14 protein-coding genes are annotated in these 16,160 nt (G+C 57.6%); 7 read left to right on the forward strand and 7 right to left on the reverse strand.

Annotated features, from left to right (window positions below; translation table 11 throughout):
* Positions 1 to 35 precede the first annotated feature (35 nt).
* Complete coding sequence (locus tag KRR23_RS14130; protein ID WP_216742987.1) at positions 36 to 674, reverse strand: c-type cytochrome; 639 nt, start codon at positions 672 to 674, stop codon at positions 36 to 38.
* An 11-nt stretch (positions 675 to 685) separates the two neighbouring features.
* Positions 686 to 1,927 carry a molybdopterin-dependent oxidoreductase gene (locus KRR23_RS14135; protein WP_216742988.1) on the reverse strand — a complete coding sequence of 414 codons (1,242 nt, stop codon included), beginning with the start codon at positions 1,925 to 1,927 and terminating at the stop codon, positions 686 to 688.
* Between the two features lie 366 nt (positions 1,928 to 2,293).
* Between KRR23_RS14135 and KRR23_RS14140 the strand changes: the two genes are divergently transcribed.
* Positions 2,294 to 2,962, forward strand: a complete 669-nt coding sequence (locus tag KRR23_RS14140; RefSeq protein WP_216742989.1) for an ATPase — start codon at positions 2,294 to 2,296, stop codon at positions 2,960 to 2,962.
* 409 nt (positions 2,963 to 3,371) lie between these two features.
* Here the strand turns inward: KRR23_RS14140 and KRR23_RS14145 are convergent, their stop codons facing one another.
* A complete protein-coding gene (locus KRR23_RS14145; protein ID WP_216742990.1) occupies positions 3,372 to 4,337 on the reverse strand; it encodes an AraC family transcriptional regulator in 966 nt (321 codons plus the stop codon).
* A gap of 291 nt (positions 4,338 to 4,628) precedes the next feature.
* On the opposite strand from KRR23_RS14145, the gene KRR23_RS14150 reads away from it, so the two are divergent.
* From KRR23_RS14150 to KRR23_RS14160, 3 genes are all read left to right on the forward strand, one after another.
* Positions 4,629 to 5,936 carry a sugar ABC transporter substrate-binding protein gene (locus tag KRR23_RS14150; RefSeq protein WP_216742991.1) on the forward strand — a complete coding sequence of 436 codons (1,308 nt, stop codon included), beginning with the start codon at positions 4,629 to 4,631 and terminating at the stop codon, positions 5,934 to 5,936.
* 231 nt (positions 5,937 to 6,167) lie between these two features.
* Complete coding sequence (locus KRR23_RS14155) at positions 6,168 to 6,443, forward strand: TOBE domain-containing protein (protein WP_367880649.1); 276 nt, start codon at positions 6,168 to 6,170, stop codon at positions 6,441 to 6,443.
* A gap of 64 nt (positions 6,444 to 6,507) precedes the next feature.
* The gene (locus tag KRR23_RS14160) at positions 6,508 to 7,281 is read left to right on the forward strand and encodes an L-iditol 2-dehydrogenase (RefSeq protein WP_216742992.1); all 774 of its coding nucleotides are present in this window, start codon (positions 6,508 to 6,510) and stop codon (positions 7,279 to 7,281) included.
* Positions 7,282 to 7,353: 72 nt separating this feature from the next.
* Here KRR23_RS14160 and KRR23_RS14165 read toward each other — a convergent pair whose 3' ends face one another.
* The 3 genes from KRR23_RS14165 to KRR23_RS14175 form a co-directional block, all read right to left on the reverse strand.
* On the reverse strand, positions 7,354 to 8,772 hold the full coding sequence (locus tag KRR23_RS14165) for an amino acid permease (RefSeq protein ID WP_216742993.1): 1,419 nt from the start codon (positions 8,770 to 8,772) through the stop codon (positions 7,354 to 7,356).
* 160 nt (positions 8,773 to 8,932) lie between these two features.
* Entirely contained in the window at positions 8,933 to 9,985 is a 1,053-nt protein-coding gene (locus KRR23_RS14170) for an ornithine cyclodeaminase (RefSeq protein ID WP_216742994.1), read from the reverse strand.
* Positions 9,986 to 10,035: 50 nt separating this feature from the next.
* Positions 10,036 to 11,070, reverse strand: a complete 1,035-nt coding sequence (locus tag KRR23_RS14175; protein WP_216742995.1) for a histone deacetylase family protein — start codon at positions 11,068 to 11,070, stop codon at positions 10,036 to 10,038.
* Between the two features lie 119 nt (positions 11,071 to 11,189).
* Here KRR23_RS14175 and KRR23_RS14180 point away from each other — a divergent pair, with 119 nt between their 5' ends.
* Positions 11,190 to 11,690 (forward strand): Lrp/AsnC family transcriptional regulator, encoded by a 501-nt coding sequence (locus tag KRR23_RS14180; protein WP_123581588.1) that lies wholly within the window; start codon positions 11,190 to 11,192, stop codon positions 11,688 to 11,690.
* A gap of 177 nt (positions 11,691 to 11,867) precedes the next feature.
* Here the strand turns inward: KRR23_RS14180 and KRR23_RS14185 are convergent, their stop codons facing one another.
* Entirely contained in the window at positions 11,868 to 13,760 is a 1,893-nt protein-coding gene (locus KRR23_RS14185) for a sigma-54-dependent Fis family transcriptional regulator (RefSeq protein ID WP_216742996.1), read from the reverse strand.
* Positions 13,761 to 14,102: 342 nt separating this feature from the next.
* Here KRR23_RS14185 and KRR23_RS14190 point away from each other — a divergent pair, with 342 nt between their 5' ends.
* A complete protein-coding gene (locus KRR23_RS14190) occupies positions 14,103 to 15,203 on the forward strand; it encodes an ATP-NAD kinase family protein (protein WP_216742997.1) in 1,101 nt (366 codons plus the stop codon).
* Complete coding sequence (locus KRR23_RS14195) at positions 15,181 to 16,158, forward strand: thiamine pyrophosphate-dependent dehydrogenase E1 component subunit alpha (protein ID WP_216742998.1); 978 nt, start codon at positions 15,181 to 15,183, stop codon at positions 16,156 to 16,158. Before KRR23_RS14190 ends, KRR23_RS14195 begins: the two co-directional genes overlap by 23 nt.
* Positions 16,159 to 16,160 lie beyond the last annotated feature (2 nt).

The following is a 16,160-nucleotide window of genomic DNA, read 5'->3' on the forward strand; positions in this document are numbered from 1 at the left end:
TCAGTCGCTGATACCTCACCGAGCCGCAAGTGTGCTCACTGACGCAGCACGAAAGTCGCCAGGGTGTGCAGATCGTCCGGGCTTAACTGCGTGAAAGGCGGCATCGGGATATTCCCCCATTTGCCGGTACCGCCTTGCTGAATGCTGGACGTTACCTTGGCCAGTGCCTGGGGGTCATTGGCATACTTTGCGGCCACATCGTGATAGGCCGGGCCTACAACCTTATGATCGATCGCATGACAGGACAGGCAGGAGTTGCTCTGTAGCAAGGCCATGGCGTCGACTTTGGTTGCAGGCGCCGCCGGGGTCTGGCTTGGCGATGGGCTTGAGGCTGCCTGCACATCGGCATCGCTCGCATGGGCACTGCCGTAGGTCACCGCAAGGTAGGCGCCGATGATGCTTACATCCTGATCGCTGATCGGAGCACCATACACGTGCTGCATCTTGCTCGCTTCCCCAGTCCACTGCGCCAGGCTCATGCCGGGAGGCTGGAAGTTGATGTAGTCGGCAGAATGGCAGGTGGAGCACTTCTGTTGAGCCAACGGGTAGCCGGGCAGGGCATTGGGTTTGAACACAGCCGTTTCGGGCGGCAACGTGATCGATAGTGGCGCTGCGCTAGCCATGCTAGCCAAACAAACCTGAACTGCGCAGAGCAAGGTGGTCATGCGTTTCATGCGGGGCCCCCTCAGGCGACGGTCACGTAACTGGTTTCTACAACGTGGCGGCGGTAGCCACCGGGGTTCCAGTCGGCTCGCAACGGCTGTGTTTCGCCTGCACGGTTACTGGCCCGCACCATCAACTGGGTGGCGCCCTTGCTGGTAAAGGTGATTGGCAGCGTCCACTCACGGAAGGAGAAACGGCCAAGATCCTGCCCAAGCGTGGCTTCGCGCCAACTTTTCCCGCCGTCGATCGACACCTCCACCTTGTTGACCCCAACACCTCCGTCGAACGCAATGCCCTTGAGCACTACGTTTTTTTTCAGTGGCAACACATCGCCGTGTTTGACGCTGGTGATAAAACAGCGTACCGGCAACTTGGAAATTGGCGCCGTTTGCGCCGCAGTGGTGCCGGGGGCGATGCAGAAACAATCGTTGTCTGGAACGCGGTAACCTTTAGCCATGAAGAAACCGTCGTAAGTGTGATCGACGACTTCGATCTCACTCAGGTGCTTGACCCAGTACGTACCGAAATAGCCCGGCACCACCAGACGTATCGGGTAACCGTTGAGGAATGGCAGGTCGGCACCGTTCATCGACCAGGCGATCATGGGCTCGCCGTCCATCGCATGGCTGATGTCCAGGGCTTTGATGTACTCCGGCGTGCTCGGCAGCACTGGCTTATCGAGCCCACGGAATGTCACTTGCCTGGCGTCGGCTTTCACCCCGGCCTTTTCCAATACCGCCTTGAGCGGTATTCCCACCCAGCGGGCATTACCCATTGAACCATTGCCCAACTGAGCGCCGAACACGCGCGGCATCGAAAAACCACGGCTGTTACCCGAACATTGATTGACGGCCACTACTTCTACCGGTTCGGCCAAAGCCTTGAGTTCTGCAAGGGAAAGTGACAGCGGTGTGTTGACCGAGCCCTTGATCGTCAGGCGGTAACTGTCCGGATCAATGCTGGTAGGAATATTGGCCAAATGGTAACGCACAAAAAACGCGTCATTCGGCGTGATGGGCCCTTCGTTGAAGACGGGGAATGGCGTCTCAAGGTGTGGCGGGCGGGTGGTCACCAGGGTCAACGGACGTTTTTGCGGGTATTGCACCAGCGGCCGTGGACCGGCAGCAAAGGTCACTTCTTCCGGTGTTTCGTCGGCTGCCTTGGCCATGTTAGCCAATGGCGAAGCTGCCAAAGCCAGGGCGAAGGCATCGCGTAGAACGCGCCGGCGACTCGGGTTGCCGTTATCAACAGGACTGAACTTCATGCTGTTCTCACTTTGTTTTTTTACTGAGACGTATCCGACAGCACCCCCCTCATACGCCAATGGGGGAGGAGAGGTATCCGATGTAATGCGTAAGTGGTTTTTCAATTAACTGATCGACGTCGATTAGCAAGCCAGTATCGTCACGCGCAAAGCGGCTGCTTTTCATTGAGCGTCAGTGACTTGGCATTTGATGACAGACGATGCCGGCATATGAGGTATAGCCTGCCCAAGCTCATCACAACTGTAGCTCATAGGCTTCCTACCATTCGTTCAGTCGATAGTTATCATCAAGGAATGCAAGTTCTGTTTTTCCGGCAAAGGAGGAGGATGGCGACATACCGAAGCCGCTTCTGAAGGAACTGCGCGATGAGAATTTCTACCTTGCTGGCACTTATCGCCGTTTTGACCGGCAGTGTAGCCGCCACAGCACCGACCTACGCGGCCGAACAGTCCTGCCACTTTTTACCCGTGGTCGACAGCACCATCAGCCTGCAGCATGCCCAATCGGTGGGTGTGCTCTACAGCGAAAACACCCTCAACACCCTCCAATACCTGGAGCAGTACCATTCGGTAGCGCTGAACGGCGCGAAGAACCCTGCGCTCGATTCGCGTATCAGCAACGCGTTCGTCAACAGCTCCGATCCGAAACTCGCGATCAACTGGCTCATGGGTTCGCTACAGAAAGAGTTCGCCTCGGTGACCGTCTACGACAACCTCGATGCGCTGGTACAAGCCCATCCCGACGTAGTGGTGATGCTGGACACTTACAGCCGTCTGGTGTCCAAGCGCAACAACCAGGTTGAAGCGCGATTCATGGCCAAGTTCTACGACTCGAACCTGCAGTACATCGGCAAGGCCGAAGGCTCGCGAGAACAGCAAATGCCTTCGGTCTGGGTTCATGGCAAAGCGGCACCAGAGATTGCCGCGCAAATCGACCAGCAGACCGAGCTGCAATTGAACGCGCTGAAGCAGTTTGATGCGTCACTGAAGATGCTTGTGTCGTCCAGCGAAGTGGCTCAGCTCGCAAATAACTGATGAGCGCGATTACGCATTTATGAATAGCCAATGCCTTATCAGGCTAAAGCAACGCAGCCTGGTTCGCCAAACAGCTGGCAAGCGGTCGTGGAAATTTACGCGCCTATTAACGGCAAGCCGCATATCACCCAGATCATCCGGATCTAAGCACGTATCAACCCCGTCGGGTCGCGCATGGAATGCGCGACCCGACGTCTACTGCGAGGATCACGGTCACATCTAGCGGCAGGCCTATGGCCTCAGTTTTCACGCCAGAAAAGCACTGCGGCAGCCAGTGCCTACCCCGGAATAAACATCGCCACCGCCGCCGCCATCAGGTCGGTCAGGGCTTCACCAAATACGACTGCGCGAGGCAACACCATCGTCATTTCCTTCTTGTTGTGGGATGCGGCTGACTGATTCGCATCGGTCAGGCATCAACTGCCAAATGGGTTTTTGTGTGCGGTAGGGAGGCGTGGAGACCATTGCGATTGAACAGGTTCATCGCCGTTCCGCGACGATATTCACTCGGTGTCTGTTCCATCTCGATGCGGAAGTGTCTGTTGAAGTTGGAAATGTTTTCATAGCCCACTTCAAAACAGATGTCCGCCACGGACATCTCTGTTTGCAACAATAGTCGGCATGCGCGCTGAACCCTGAGTTTACGCATCAGATCGATGAAGCCATGGCCGGTTACCCGTTTGAAGAAGCGCGAAAAGCCGGGCTCGCTCATTTCCAATTGCTGAGCGATCACCGACAGGCGAATGTCGCCAGTGAGCTCAGTCAACAGGTAGTCAAAGGCCTTGTGGATGCGTTCAGAACTTCGGTCGTCCAGGGTAGGTGCGTAGCAAGCGCTGGCCAGCGTATGGGCGTCCTGGGTAGGCGCTTTCATTAGCGTATTGATCAATTGCAGGAAAAAAATCAGCCGTTCAAGCCCTTGCGCAGGGCCGATGTCTTCCATCAATCGAGCCGCCTGTACTGCGGTTGCCCCGGTGAACTCCAAACCACGGCGCGCACGTTCAAAAAGGTGCTGAAGCTCGCCTAACTCAGGCATCGTGCTGCGCAAAGCCAGAATGGCTGCACCATCGAATTGCAGCACAACGTCGCGTCCCTTCAAGAGCTCGCCGGGCCTCAGATCGCCTATCCAATCATGTGGAAGGTCAGGGCCGATAAACGCTACGTGACCGGCGCCGAATGCGCCGATGTAATCACCCGCAACGAGCTTGCCGCTGCCTTGGCGGATCAGATGAATTTCGAATTCTGGATGGTGGTTCCAGCGAGCGAGGGAGTAGGGGTAGTCGTGCTCATACCAGCGAAAGCAATGATCGGGCTCGGGAAGGATGACTTCCAGTTCGGCGGGGCGCTGTTCGAAAAGCGCTGTTCGGCTATCAGTCATGGCTGAACCCAGATGGTTATTTCTTGTTTGTATGCGAACAACATACGCCCTGTGCGCGGGCGCTTGCTAGTTCAGGATTGCGTATCAGTGATACTTTTTTGATTCCCGGAAGGTTTCACTGGTCGGGTTAAAAAAGTATCGGTTTGCCGTCCTCTGCGCGTTTGTCGGGGCTATTTCAAGGTGCTGTAATCAAATCGTCCCCCATTGCTGCAGAGCTGAAATTGCCCAGCGGTGGTTAACAATAAAAATAAGAGCTCCCGTCGTCCAAGGCGCGGAGCGGAGAGCACCTTGATGAGAATCCCGAAAGCGCTTTTCCTTTCTGCTGGCCTGTCCTTCGCCCTCGTCAGTCAAGCCGCCGAAACAGTGACTATTGCCACTGTGAACAATGGCGACATGATCCGCATGCAACGGCTCTCCAAGATTTTTGAACAGCAGCATCCCGATGTGAAGCTCAATTGGGTGGTGCTGGAAGAAAACGTTTTGCGTCAGCGCCTGACCACCGATATCGCCACTCAAGGTGGCCAGTTCGACGTACTGACGATTGGCACCTACGAAACACCGTTGTGGGGCACCAAAAACTGGCTCGAACCCATCACTGGGCTGTCACCGGAGTACGACCTGGAGGACATCTTTCCTTCTGTCCGCCAAGGCTTGTCGGTTAACAGCACGCTCTACGCATTGCCATTCTATGGCGAAAGCACAGTCACCTATTACCGCACCGACCTGTTCAAGAATGCAGGCTTGAGCATGCCGGAACATCCGACCTGGACGCAGCTCGGCGAGTTTGCATCCAGGCTGCACCAGCCGGATAAAGGTCTGTACGGCATGTGCCTGCGCGGTAAGGCGGGGTGGGGCGAGAACATCGCACTGCTCAGCACCATGGCCAACGCTTTTGGTGCACGTTGGTTCGATGAGAAGTGGCAGCCGGAGCTGTCCAGCCCCGAGTGGACTGCAGCGGCGCACTTCTACGTTGATACGCTCAAGAAGTTCGGGCCGCCAGGCGTGTCGAGCAATGGTTTCAATGAAACCCTGGCCCTCTTTAACAGTGGTAAATGCGCGATCTGGGTGGATGCCAGCGTCGCGGGCTCGTTCACCACCGACAAAGAGCAGAGCAAGGTCGTCGACAGTGTGGGCTTTGCTCCTGCACCGACGGAGGTCACCGACAAAGGTTCGTCATGGCTGTATGCGTGGTCGCTGGCAATACCGGCAACCTCCAAACACAAAGACACCGCAAAAGCCTTTATCACCTGGGCTACGTCGAAAGAATACATTCAGTTGGTCGCAGAAAAAGATGGCATCGCCAATGTGCCGCCCGGCACCCGGCAGTCCACCTACAACGAGGCCTATTTGAAGGCCGCGCCTTTCGCGCAAGTGACCTTGCAGATGATGCAGCACGCAGATCCTGCGCACCCGTCCATCAAGCCTGTTCCTTACGTTGGCATCCAATACGTCACCATTCCCGAGTTCCAGGCGATAGGGACTTCCGTAGGGAAGTTGTTTTCGGCGGCTCTCACTGGGCAGATGTCGGTTGATCAAGCACTCGCTGCAGCGCAGACCTCCACCGAACGCGAGATGAAGCGCGCCGGTTATCCCAAGTAACCGGCAGACCTCTAATTGTGGCGAGGGAGCTTGCTCCCGCTGGGCCGGTCCGCGTTCGGGCGAAGCGGCCCCAAAAACGGCGAATGCGATTTGTCAGCGAACGCATCGACGAGATTGGCGTGGGCTTTGCCCACGAGCGGGAGCAAGCTCCCTCGCCACAGGGAACTCGCTGTACAACGAGTAAGTGATCGCCATGAATAGCTCACACCGCGTGACGGAAGCACTCTGTCCGTGGGTAATGAAGTCACTGTCGGCATACGTCCCGAACACCTCAGCCTGGATGATCAAGGACAACTGCCTATCACCACTGATGTCACCGAACGCCTGGGTAGCGACACCGTCTGTCACGTCGTCGCCAAGTCCGGCGAAGCACTTACCGTGCGAGTCAATGGCGACTGTGATGTCGCTTATGGAGAGCAGCGATGGGTTGCGCTTGATGTTCTGCATTGCCATTTGTTCGACGAGTACGGGAAAGCTGTAGGGCCGTTGGCGCGTCTCGCTGCCTGATTTCCAAGCCACTCCAATGCCCTCGGTTGGGCGCAGCCAATTTTCAGAAACGGATAAACAATCAATGAAACGACTAGAAGGTAAAAGCGCGCTGGTGACTGGATCCGCCCGAGGCATTGGACGTACTTTTGCGCAGGCCTATATCAGTGAAGGGGCAACAGTCGCCATCGCTGACATCAATCTTGAGCGCGCTCGGGCTACGGCCGCCGAGCTTGGTCCAAATGCTTACGCAGTCGAGATGGATGTTACCCATCAGGCGTCTATCGATGAGGCCATTGCCGCCGTGATAGCGCAGACGGGTAAGCTGGATATTTTGATCAACAACGCCGCATTGTTCGATCTTGCGCCCATTGTCGACATCACCCGTGAGAGTTACGAGCGCCTGTTTTCGATCAATGTTGCTGGAACGCTTTTCACTCTGCAGGCAGCGGCCCGACAGATGATCAACCAGGGGCATGGTGGCAAGATCATCAACATGGCCAGCCAGGCAGGCAGGAGAGGGGAGGCGCTTGTGGGTGTGTATTGCGCAACCAAAGCAGCCGTTATCAGCCTTACTCAATCGGCAGGTCTGGATCTGATCAAGCACCGGATCAATGTGAATGCCATCGCGCCAGGGGTTGTGGACGGTGAGCACTGGGATGGCGTCGATGCAATGTTCGCCCAGTATGAGAATCGGCCATTGGGTGAAAAGAAAAGGCTGGTGGGGCAGGAGGTGCCTTTTGGGCGAATGGGCACAGCAGATGATCTAACGGGAATGGCCATTTTTCTCGCGTCATCCGAGAGCGAGTACGTTGTAGCTCAGACGTACAATGTCGACGGTGGCAACTGGATGAGTTGATGTCTTTCCATGGTTCCAACAAGCGCCTCGATAGGTTCGGGGCGCTTGTTTTTTTCCTGAAAAAAAGCCCTTTCAGCCCATGTACTGACTTGTCGATTCAGAAGCGAGTTTGGGCTTCCAGGTGTGGGTCAGCTGATAGGCAATGGCCAACCATATGAACCATCCAGGCATGACCATCAAGGCAATACGGGTGTCAGGTCTTAATGCCAGCAAACAGAGGACAAAGCCTAGAAACGCCAAAGAGAACCAGGCCATGGGCACGCCGCCAGGCATCTTGTAGGTTGATTGCGCATGCAGGTCGGGCCGACTTTTGCGATAGGCAATGTACGACGCGAGGATGGTCGACCAAGTGAAAATCACCAGGATTGCCGACACGGTAGAGACGATGGTAAACGCTGTCATGACCTCCGGAACGATGAACAGCAAAAGTACCCCCACCAGCATCAACAGTGTGGTGAATGCCAAGCTCAGCAGAGGCACGCTATTACCCGACAAATGCCGAAATATCCCGGGAGCGTTGTCGTGACTGGCCAGTCCAAACAGCATGCGACTGGATGAAAATACGCCACTGTTGGCCGATGAGGCGGCAGACGTCAGCACCACAAAGTTGACGATACCTGCAGCTGCGGGAAACCCTGCAACCAGAAACAGTTCGACGAAAGGGCTCTTGTTAGGCGAAACCTGTTGCCAGGAAGTCACCGCAATAATGCAGGCCAGTGCCAGCACATAAAACAGGATGATTCGCAGCGGAATCGAGTTGATGGCTTTAGGCAGAGTCTTCTCGGGGGAGCGAGTTTCGGCGGCTGCAGTACCGATCAGCTCGGTGCCGGCAAAGGAGAAGATTGCCATCTGGAATCCGGCAAAGAAACCAAACAGGCCGTTGGGGAAGGCTGCCTGTTTATCCAGCAGGTGGTTCAGGGATGCAGTAACGCCACTGGGTGATACAAAGGAGCTGGCAATCATCATGATGCTAACGCCAATCAGGGTGACGACGGCAATGATTTTAATGATCGCGAACCAGAACTCCACTTCACCAAAAAGCCTGACGGTCAGCACGTTCAAGGCGAACAGCGTCATTAACATACCGATAGCCGGGATCCAGGCGGGTACATCGGGGAACCAGTACTGAAAGAATCCGCCGACCACTACAGCATCGCCCACCACCGCGACACTCCAGCTCAGCCAGTACGACCAGCCGAGGAAGAATGCCGCTCGCGGGCCAAGGTAGGCACCGGTAAAATCCGCGAAGGTTTTGAAGTTCAAGTTGGAGAGCAACAGTTCGCCCATGGCGCGCATGACGAAGTAGACGAACATCCCGATGATCATATAAATGAGGATGATCGACGTGCCTGAGAGGGCAATGATCTTCCCGGAACCCATGAACAGACCTGTACCGATGGCACCTCCCATGGCCATTAACTGAATGTGACGATTGCTGAGCGTGCGCTGCAGCGCAGGCTGTTCAACCCGCTCGGACGGAGTAGATTTCATTACAAAACCTCTTGATTTTATGTTTTTGAGTTTTGGCAGAAAGTGGGTGTCTAGCGTTGTTGTTAGAGATGCAACGGCTACCGACGGTGGTGGTTTTTTGGGGTTTACAGGACGGTGAGTGGCCCCTTGGCACGCTGCTCGGAGGCATCACCTACGGTTATCAGTTGGCTGTGCGCAGACGCGCCGGTTTAGCCGGTTGCTGATCAAGCAGTTGGTAAAGGTTTTTTATGTCTGCGGGTGTCGGCACTAGGTGGATGCGCTCGCCAATCTCGTGCTCCCGCGCCAGGTCGTGCAGGTAGCGCAGTGACGAAAAATCTTCGAGAGCAAAACCCACTGAATCGAACACGGTGACTTGGGCGTCATTTTCGCGCCCCGGAATTTCGCCCAGCACAATGCGGAAAAACTCGACGACGGGGGAGTCGGCTTCCAGTTGTTGAATGTCGCCTTCAATCCGGGTTTGCGGTTCAAATTCAACGATGATCCGGGCGTTGCGCAGGATCTCGGCGTGCAGTTCGGTTTTTCCCGGGCAGTCACCACCGACAGCGTTGATATGCATGCCGGGTTCGATCATCTCGGGCGTCAGAATCGTTGCATAAGCTTTGTCGGCGGTGACTGTAGTGACAATGTGCGCGCCCTTGACCGCTTCCTGTACAGAGCTGGACAGAATCACTTCAATACCCGGGAATGCCGACAGGTTGTGCTTCAACTTGAGTGACGCGTCACGATCAATATCGAAAATGCGGATTTCCCTGATCGACAGCATTTCGTGGAAGGCGAGGGCTTGAAATTCGCTTTGAGCGCCGTTGCCAATGATTGCCATGATGCTTGCACCAGGGCGAGCTAGGAACTGCGCGACCAGCGCGGATGTCGCGGCGGTGCGCACGGCAGTGGTCAGTGTCAATTCGCTGAGCAAGGTTGGATAGCCACTGTGGACATCGGCGAGAACGCCGAAAGCCATGACGGTCAGCAAGTCCCTTTGACCATTGCCCGGGTGGCCATTCACGTATTTGAACGAGTACTGTTGGCCATCGTCGGTGGGCATCAACTCGATCACACCGTCGACGGAATGATTGGCGGTGCGAGGCGACTTATCAAACTGCGCCCAGCGTGAATAGTCAGCTTCGATGTATGTGGCCATCTCGCGGATTGCCCGGCGGATACCCACCTCGGCGAACAGGCGTGCGGCATGATCGACATCGATAAAATGAGTCATGTTTTTATTTTCCGATTCAGTAGTTGAAATGCTGTAGGGCAGGGGATGGCTCAGGCGCGTTTGCTCTCGAAGCCATGCAGCACGTTAACCGCATTGATCCCGATTTCATCGACCATGTAGCCGCCTTCCATCACGAACAGGGTCGGGCAGCCGACGCCTGCTATCAGCTCGCCGATGCCGATGAAGTCTTCGCTTTCCAGCAGGAAGTGGCTGATCGGATCGTCCTTGAACGTGTCGACGCCGAGTGAAATAACCAGCACTTCAGGGGCGAATTGCTGGAGTTTCTTACACGCGTGGAGCAGGGCGTTGCGGTAGCTTTCCCAGGTGGTGTTCTTCGGCAGCGGATAGTTCAGGTTGTAACCTTCGCCGTGGCCGGTGCCGACTTCGTGGCTGAAGCCTGAGTAGTACGGATAGGACACCGTCGGCTCACCGTGTAGCGAGACAAACATGACGTCACTGCGCCCGTAGAAAATGTTTTGGGTGCCGTTGCCGTGATGAAAGTCGACGTCCAGTACCGCGACACGTTTGGCGCCTTGGGTAATGGCCTGTTGTGCAGCAATGGCGGCGTTGTTGAGATAGCAATAGCCGCCCATGTATTCACGCGCTGCGTGATGGCCGGGCGGACGGCACAGGGCAAAGGCACTGTCGTGGCCTTCATCGATCAGCGCCAGGCCGGTGAGGGCGATGTCTGCACTGGTTTTTACCGCTTGCCAAGTGGTGGCGGTAATCGGGGAGCCGGCGTCCATGGCGTAGAAACCGAGCTTGCCGTCGATGAACGTCGGGACTTGTTCGTTGGACAGGTCGCGCACTGGCCATACTAGCGGCAGGGCATCGTGGGTCCGTCCAGTCGCGCACCATTCTGACCAGGCGCTTTCCAGAAAACTGACGTAGCGCTCGCTGTGCGCATTGACGTAACACGACCGGTCAAATATTCGCGGTTCGACGATCTGGCCAAGGCCTACCTGCTTGACGCGGTTATGGACAGTATCGGCCCGACTGGGCTGTTCGAACGACGGCTTGAGCACACCGTCTTTCAATTCGGTGCCGTGGTGCAAGCGATGGGAATCACTGAAAACTGTAAACATTCTGCGCATCCGTTAATGTGAGCCAGTGCAAATATTCTGTTCCGGCGGGGACGCGCTTTCTTTGCTTTGTTTTCATCGTTTACTGGATTATTCGGGCGTTTTTACTCAGGAATGGCGCAATGCAGAAAAAATCATCCAAACGCATCAGCCTTGACGAGACCGACCTGGCGATACTCACGTTGCTGCAGGAAGATGCTAGCATTTCCAACGCCGAGCTCAGTGAGCGTCTGTCGTTAAGCCTGACGCCTTGCTGGCGAAGGCGTAAGAGAATGGAGGAGGCTGGCGTAATCAAGGGCTACCAGGCCAATCTTGATCGACGCATGCTAGGGCTGGACATTATGGCGTTTGTGCACATCCGTTTTTCCACCCATGCGGATCATGCTCCGGATGCCTTCGAGGCGGTGATTGCGCAATTGCCCGAGGTGTTGTCTTGTCACAAGATCACTGGAGATGCCGATTACGTGTTGCAAGTGTTGGCGGAGGATCTTGATAGTTACAGCGACTTTATCGAGCAAGTGCTCAGGCGTCAGGTAGGTATTGCATCCATTCAGTCCAGTCTGGCTTTGCGCGAGGTTAAGACCAGTAGCCGTATTGCGATACCCAAATCGCTCAAGGACTGAGCGGGCAGATGGCGTCAGGTGAGTAACTCATGGACCGAGGTAGCGCCGGCAGACGTGCCGGACGTGTGTTTCACGCCAAGTTTTTTGCCACACCCTGACGCCGCAGTAACGAGTGCATTTTTGTTGAACGGGTCGATACGAGCGCTCATTACAACGGTTTGCCAGGGGAGCCAGGCTTTACACCTGGCTTCTGCCAGGCATGTCGATGCCGTGCTGATGCACCCGCCGATACAGGGTTGCCCGGGAGATCCCCAAAGACTTGGCAGCGGCGGTGGGTTTCCAGCGGTGACGCACCAAGGCATCGAGCAATGCCTGGCGTTCCGGGCTCGTGCAGCAATCAATGGTGACGCCAGAGCTTGGGCCATCAAGTCGGTGATCTTGCAGTTGCTCGGGCAAATGGCTGACCTGAATCAGGTTTGAATCGCACACCGCACAGGCATAACGCAGCACGTGCCGTAACTGGCGAACGTTACCCGGCCAGCGGTAGCCAAGCAGGCATTCCAGAGCTGCACCTCCCAGGTGCATGGGTTCTGCGCAAAGCGTCGATTCCTCATCGAGAATCCGGTTGATCAGCGCCAGCCGGTCACTGCGTTCGCGCAGCGGCGGTAACTGGAAGCGCGCTCCATTCAAACGAAAGTACAGGTCTTCGCGAAACTCGCCCGCGGCGACCAGTCCTTCCAGATCGCGGTGGCTCGCGCAGACGACCTGAAGGTCGATCGCTTTGCGCCGTGAGGCTCCCAGAGGCGCCACTTCACCCTCGGCCAGAACCCGCAGCAGCCGGGTTTGCAAGGGCAGCGGCATGTCGCCGATTTCATCGAGAAACAGAGTGCCGCCATCGGCCTGTTCCAGCAGACCTTGCATGCCCTTGCTCGAGGCACCGGTAAAGGCGCCAGCGACATAGCCAAATAATTCGCTTTCGATCAGGTTCTCGGGGATCGCCGCGCAGTTTACCGCAACGAACGGCCGCTCGCGGCGCTGGCTGGCTTGGTGCAACTGACGGGCGAAGACTTCCTTGCCGGAGCCGGTCTCGCCCTGGATCAGCACCGGCAGGTTGCGGTCTTTAACCCGCACTGCAAGGCGCAGGCTTTCTTCCAGTCGCGGGTCGAGTTCGGCGGGTGTCAGTGCCAGTCGCGAAGCGTTGCGCTTCACCCGCCGTGGCACGCTGAGGCGACCATGCAATTGCGTGTGGCCACCCTGGCTGTGCAACAGGCATAGCGATTCGTCACTGATCCGATGCAGCAACTGCTGATCGAAGACTTGGCCAATGTGTTCCGGCAGTTGACCAAAACTGTGCAACAGCCATTGCCGCGCAGCCGGGTTCAACGCCTGCAAGCAGCCGTCGTCGTCCCAGGCGAGCAAGTAATCGGGTTGGCTGTCGACGTAGCCCGGGCTGCTGTGGGCTCGCAGCACCCAGTAACCCTGGGCGCTACTCATGAAAAATGCCTGTTCGATTTCACGCGCGCTCTGCACCACCATCTGCCGGATCAGATGTTGAGAGCGGCGGTCGTCGGGTGAGCGCACCGCCGACACATCGAGCACCCCGAGCAGTTCGCCCTTGGGGTCGAAGACTGGCGCCGCTGAGCAGGTGAGTCCGATAAACGCGGCGCGAAAATGGTCGCGCTTGTGAACAGTGACCGGCGTTCGCGCGGTCAGTACCGCCGCCACGCCACACGTACCTTCCTCACTTTCCGACCAGCAAGTGCCCAGGTAAAGACCGGCCTTGCGGCAGTCATTGCGGATGGAGGTTTCGACGCGGTAGTCGATGGTCTGGCCCTGAGCGTCTGTGAGCAGGACGCAGTAGTCGGCATCGCGGACCCGACCGTGGAGGCGGGCGACTTCTTCACTGGCGATGCGCAAGAATAACTCGGAGCGCTCGCGGCATTCCTGCAGCACGTTCTGCGAGAGGATCCGTGGTCCTTGTAGCGAGCCGGGATCCAGGTGGTGTTGCTCCATGGAGCGGCGCCAGGAGTCGAGAATCAAGTCCGACACAGGCAGCTGCGGCAGGTGCCCGGCATTCTTCAAAACACGGCTGACGCAATCCACATGCGCCTTTGAGTGTGCGGAAAGCATTAAGGCCTCCGATTCCATCTTCTTTTAGTTGTGCGGCTATTAAGCGCCGTTCATTGGTCGCAGACAAGCGTCGGGTCAACCGGGGCTGGCGGTGAGACGCGATGTCTCACGATCTCGCCGCCACCTCGTGCAGCCTGACATCGCGCGTTTCATTCGGGTTTGATTTCGGCCACCCCGGGGTCCCATCGGACCGCTCTACGACGGGGTTGTGCAGGTGTTTTTGCGGATCTGGCACTGGCCTTGCTCTAGCTCTGGCAACCAGCCTGACTGGCAACCCAATAATAAAAAGAGGTGCCCGATGTCCTGCCGAAATCCTTTCCCTGTTCTGCCCGTGGTGGCGTCATGAGTCGTGCGCCGCTGACCGTAGGTATCATTGCCAATCCTGCATCCGGCCGGGACGTGCGGCGCCTGACCGCCAACGCCGGGTTGTTTTCCAGCACCGACAAGGTCTCGGTGATCCAGCGCTTGCTGGCTGCCTTTGGCGCCACGGGTGTCGAACGGGTGCTGATGCCCACAGACATGACCGGCATCGCCGCCGCCGTACTGAAAAACAGTCACGGCCGCCAGGCTCGCAGCAGTCACTGGCCATCCCTTGAGTTCCTCGACCTGACCCTGCGCCAAAGCGTCGAGGATACCCGTCACGCGGCACGCTGGATGGCCGAACGCGGCGTTGCGCTGATCGCCGTGCTGGGCGGCGACGGTACTCACAAGGCGGTGGCCGCCGAAGTCGGCGACATTCCGCTGCTGACCCTGTCCACCGGCACCAACAACGCCTTTCCGGAACTGCGTGAAGCCACCAGCGCCGGGTTGGCCGGCGGGCTGTTTGTCAGTGGGCGGATCCCGCACGAGATCGCTTTGCGCCGTAATAAACGCTTGCTGGTGCGCGAGCCGAGTCGTGGCCTGTGCGAGATGGCCCTGGTGGACGTGGCGGTGTCCTCGTTGCCCTTCGTCGGCGCACGGGCCATCAGTCGCGGGGGCGATCTGGCCGAGGTGTTTGTGACCTTCGCCGAACCTCAGTCCATTGGCATCTCGGCCCTTTGCGGCTTGTGGTTTCCCGTATCGCGTCAGGCTCCGGGTGGGGCCTGGATGCGCCTCGATGCGCAATCTCCAAAAGCGCTGCTGGTGCCTCTGGCTCCCGGCCTGCTGCAAGGCTGCGGCGTACTCGCTGCAGGAAGCCTTGAACCCGGTGTCGCCCATAGTCTGTGCCTGGCCAGCGGAACCCTCGCTCTGGATGGCGAGCGCGAGATCGAATTCAACGCCCATGACCGGCCCACGGTCACCCTCGATTCCAGCGGTCCGCTAAGCATCGATGTCAATGCGGTCCTGGACTATGCAGCGCAACAGCGACTTCTGGCCATTGGCCGTGAACACCCGCAGCACCCTCTGAACCTCTCGTCTCAAGACACCCTGGAGAATAAAAATGTCGACACAGCTAACCGCTGATCAATTGCTGCATGCCTATCAGGTGATGCGCACCATCCGCGTCTTTGAAGAGCGCCTGCACGTGGAATTCGCCACCGGTGAGATTCCCGGTTTTGTCCATCTGTATGCCGGCGAAGAGGCCTCGGCCGCCGGGGTCATGGCCCACTTGGGGGACGACGATTGCATTGCCTCCAACCACCGTGGTCACGGCCACTGCATTGCCAAAGGCGTCGATGTGGACGGGATGATGGCCGAGATCTACGGCAAGAAAACCGGGGTCTGCCAAGGCAAGGGTGGCTCCATGCACATCGCCGATTTCGAGAAGGGCATGCTCGGTGCCAATGGCATTGTGGGGGCCGGCGCGCCGCTGGTCGTGGGCGCGGCCCTGGCCGCCAAACTCAAGGGCACCGACAGTGTTGCGGTGGTGTTCTTTGGTGATGGCGGCTCCAACGAAGGGGCGGTGTTCGAAGCGATGAACATGGCCTCGGTGTGGAATCTGCCGTGCCTGTTCATTGCCGAGAACAACGGTTACGCCGAAGCCACGGCTTCCAACTGGTCGGTGGCCTGCGATCACATCGCCGACCGCGCAGCCGGTTTTGGCATGCCCGGGGTCACGGTGGACGGCTTCGACTTCTTCGCCGTTCACGAAGCCGCCGGTGCCGCGGTGGAGCGGGCCAGGGCCGGGGAGGGGCCATCGCTGATCGAGGTCAAGCTGACTCGCTATTACGGTCACTTTGAGGGCGACGCCCAGACTTATCGGGCGCCGGACGAGGTCAAGCATTTCCGCGAGCACAACGACTGCTTGATGCAGTTCCGCGAACGCATCATCCGTGCCGGGCAGGCGCAGGCCAGACAGTTGGACCAGATCGACAGCGAGGTGGAGCTGCTGATCGAGAACGCCGTGCTCAAGGCCAAGTCCGCCCCCAAGCCGAGCGCGGCCGATCTGCTCTCCGACGTCTACGTTTCCTATCCCTGAAC

This window comes from Pseudomonas sp. CVAP#3 (assembly GCF_018986375.1).
GTDB lineage: Bacteria > Pseudomonadota > Gammaproteobacteria > Pseudomonadales > Pseudomonadaceae > Aquipseudomonas > Aquipseudomonas helvetica.

What these genes read in the sequence shown, in the direction of transcription:
- KRR23_RS14130 (WP_216742987.1), bottom strand. Translation starts at nt 674, where the DNA reads ATGAAACGCATGACCACCTTGCTCTGCGCAGTTCAGGTTTGTTTGGCT.
- KRR23_RS14135 (WP_216742988.1), bottom strand. Translation starts at nt 1,927, where the DNA reads ATGAAGTTCAGTCCTGTTGATAACGGCAACCCGAGTCGCCGGCGCGTT.
- KRR23_RS14140 (WP_216742989.1), top strand. Translation starts at nt 2,294, where the DNA reads ATGAGAATTTCTACCTTGCTGGCACTTATCGCCGTTTTGACCGGCAGT.
- KRR23_RS14145 (WP_216742990.1), bottom strand. Translation starts at nt 4,337, where the DNA reads ATGACTGATAGCCGAACAGCGCTTTTCGAACAGCGCCCCGCCGAACTG.
- KRR23_RS14150 (WP_216742991.1), top strand. Translation starts at nt 4,629, where the DNA reads ATGAGAATCCCGAAAGCGCTTTTCCTTTCTGCTGGCCTGTCCTTCGCC.
- KRR23_RS14160 (WP_216742992.1), top strand. Translation starts at nt 6,508, where the DNA reads ATGAAACGACTAGAAGGTAAAAGCGCGCTGGTGACTGGATCCGCCCGA.
- KRR23_RS14165 (WP_216742993.1), bottom strand. Translation starts at nt 8,772, where the DNA reads ATGAAATCTACTCCGTCCGAGCGGGTTGAACAGCCTGCGCTGCAGCGC.
- KRR23_RS14170 (WP_216742994.1), bottom strand. Translation starts at nt 9,985, where the DNA reads ATGACTCATTTTATCGATGTCGATCATGCCGCACGCCTGTTCGCCGAG.
- KRR23_RS14175 (WP_216742995.1), bottom strand. Translation starts at nt 11,070, where the DNA reads ATGTTTACAGTTTTCAGTGATTCCCATCGCTTGCACCACGGCACCGAA.
- KRR23_RS14180 (WP_123581588.1), top strand. Translation starts at nt 11,190, where the DNA reads ATGCAGAAAAAATCATCCAAACGCATCAGCCTTGACGAGACCGACCTG.
- KRR23_RS14185 (WP_216742996.1), bottom strand. Translation starts at nt 13,760, where the DNA reads ATGCTTTCCGCACACTCAAAGGCGCATGTGGATTGCGTCAGCCGTGTT.
- KRR23_RS14190 (WP_216742997.1), top strand. Translation starts at nt 14,103, where the DNA reads ATGAGTCGTGCGCCGCTGACCGTAGGTATCATTGCCAATCCTGCATCC.
- KRR23_RS14195 (WP_216742998.1), top strand. Translation starts at nt 15,181, where the DNA reads ATGTCGACACAGCTAACCGCTGATCAATTGCTGCATGCCTATCAGGTG.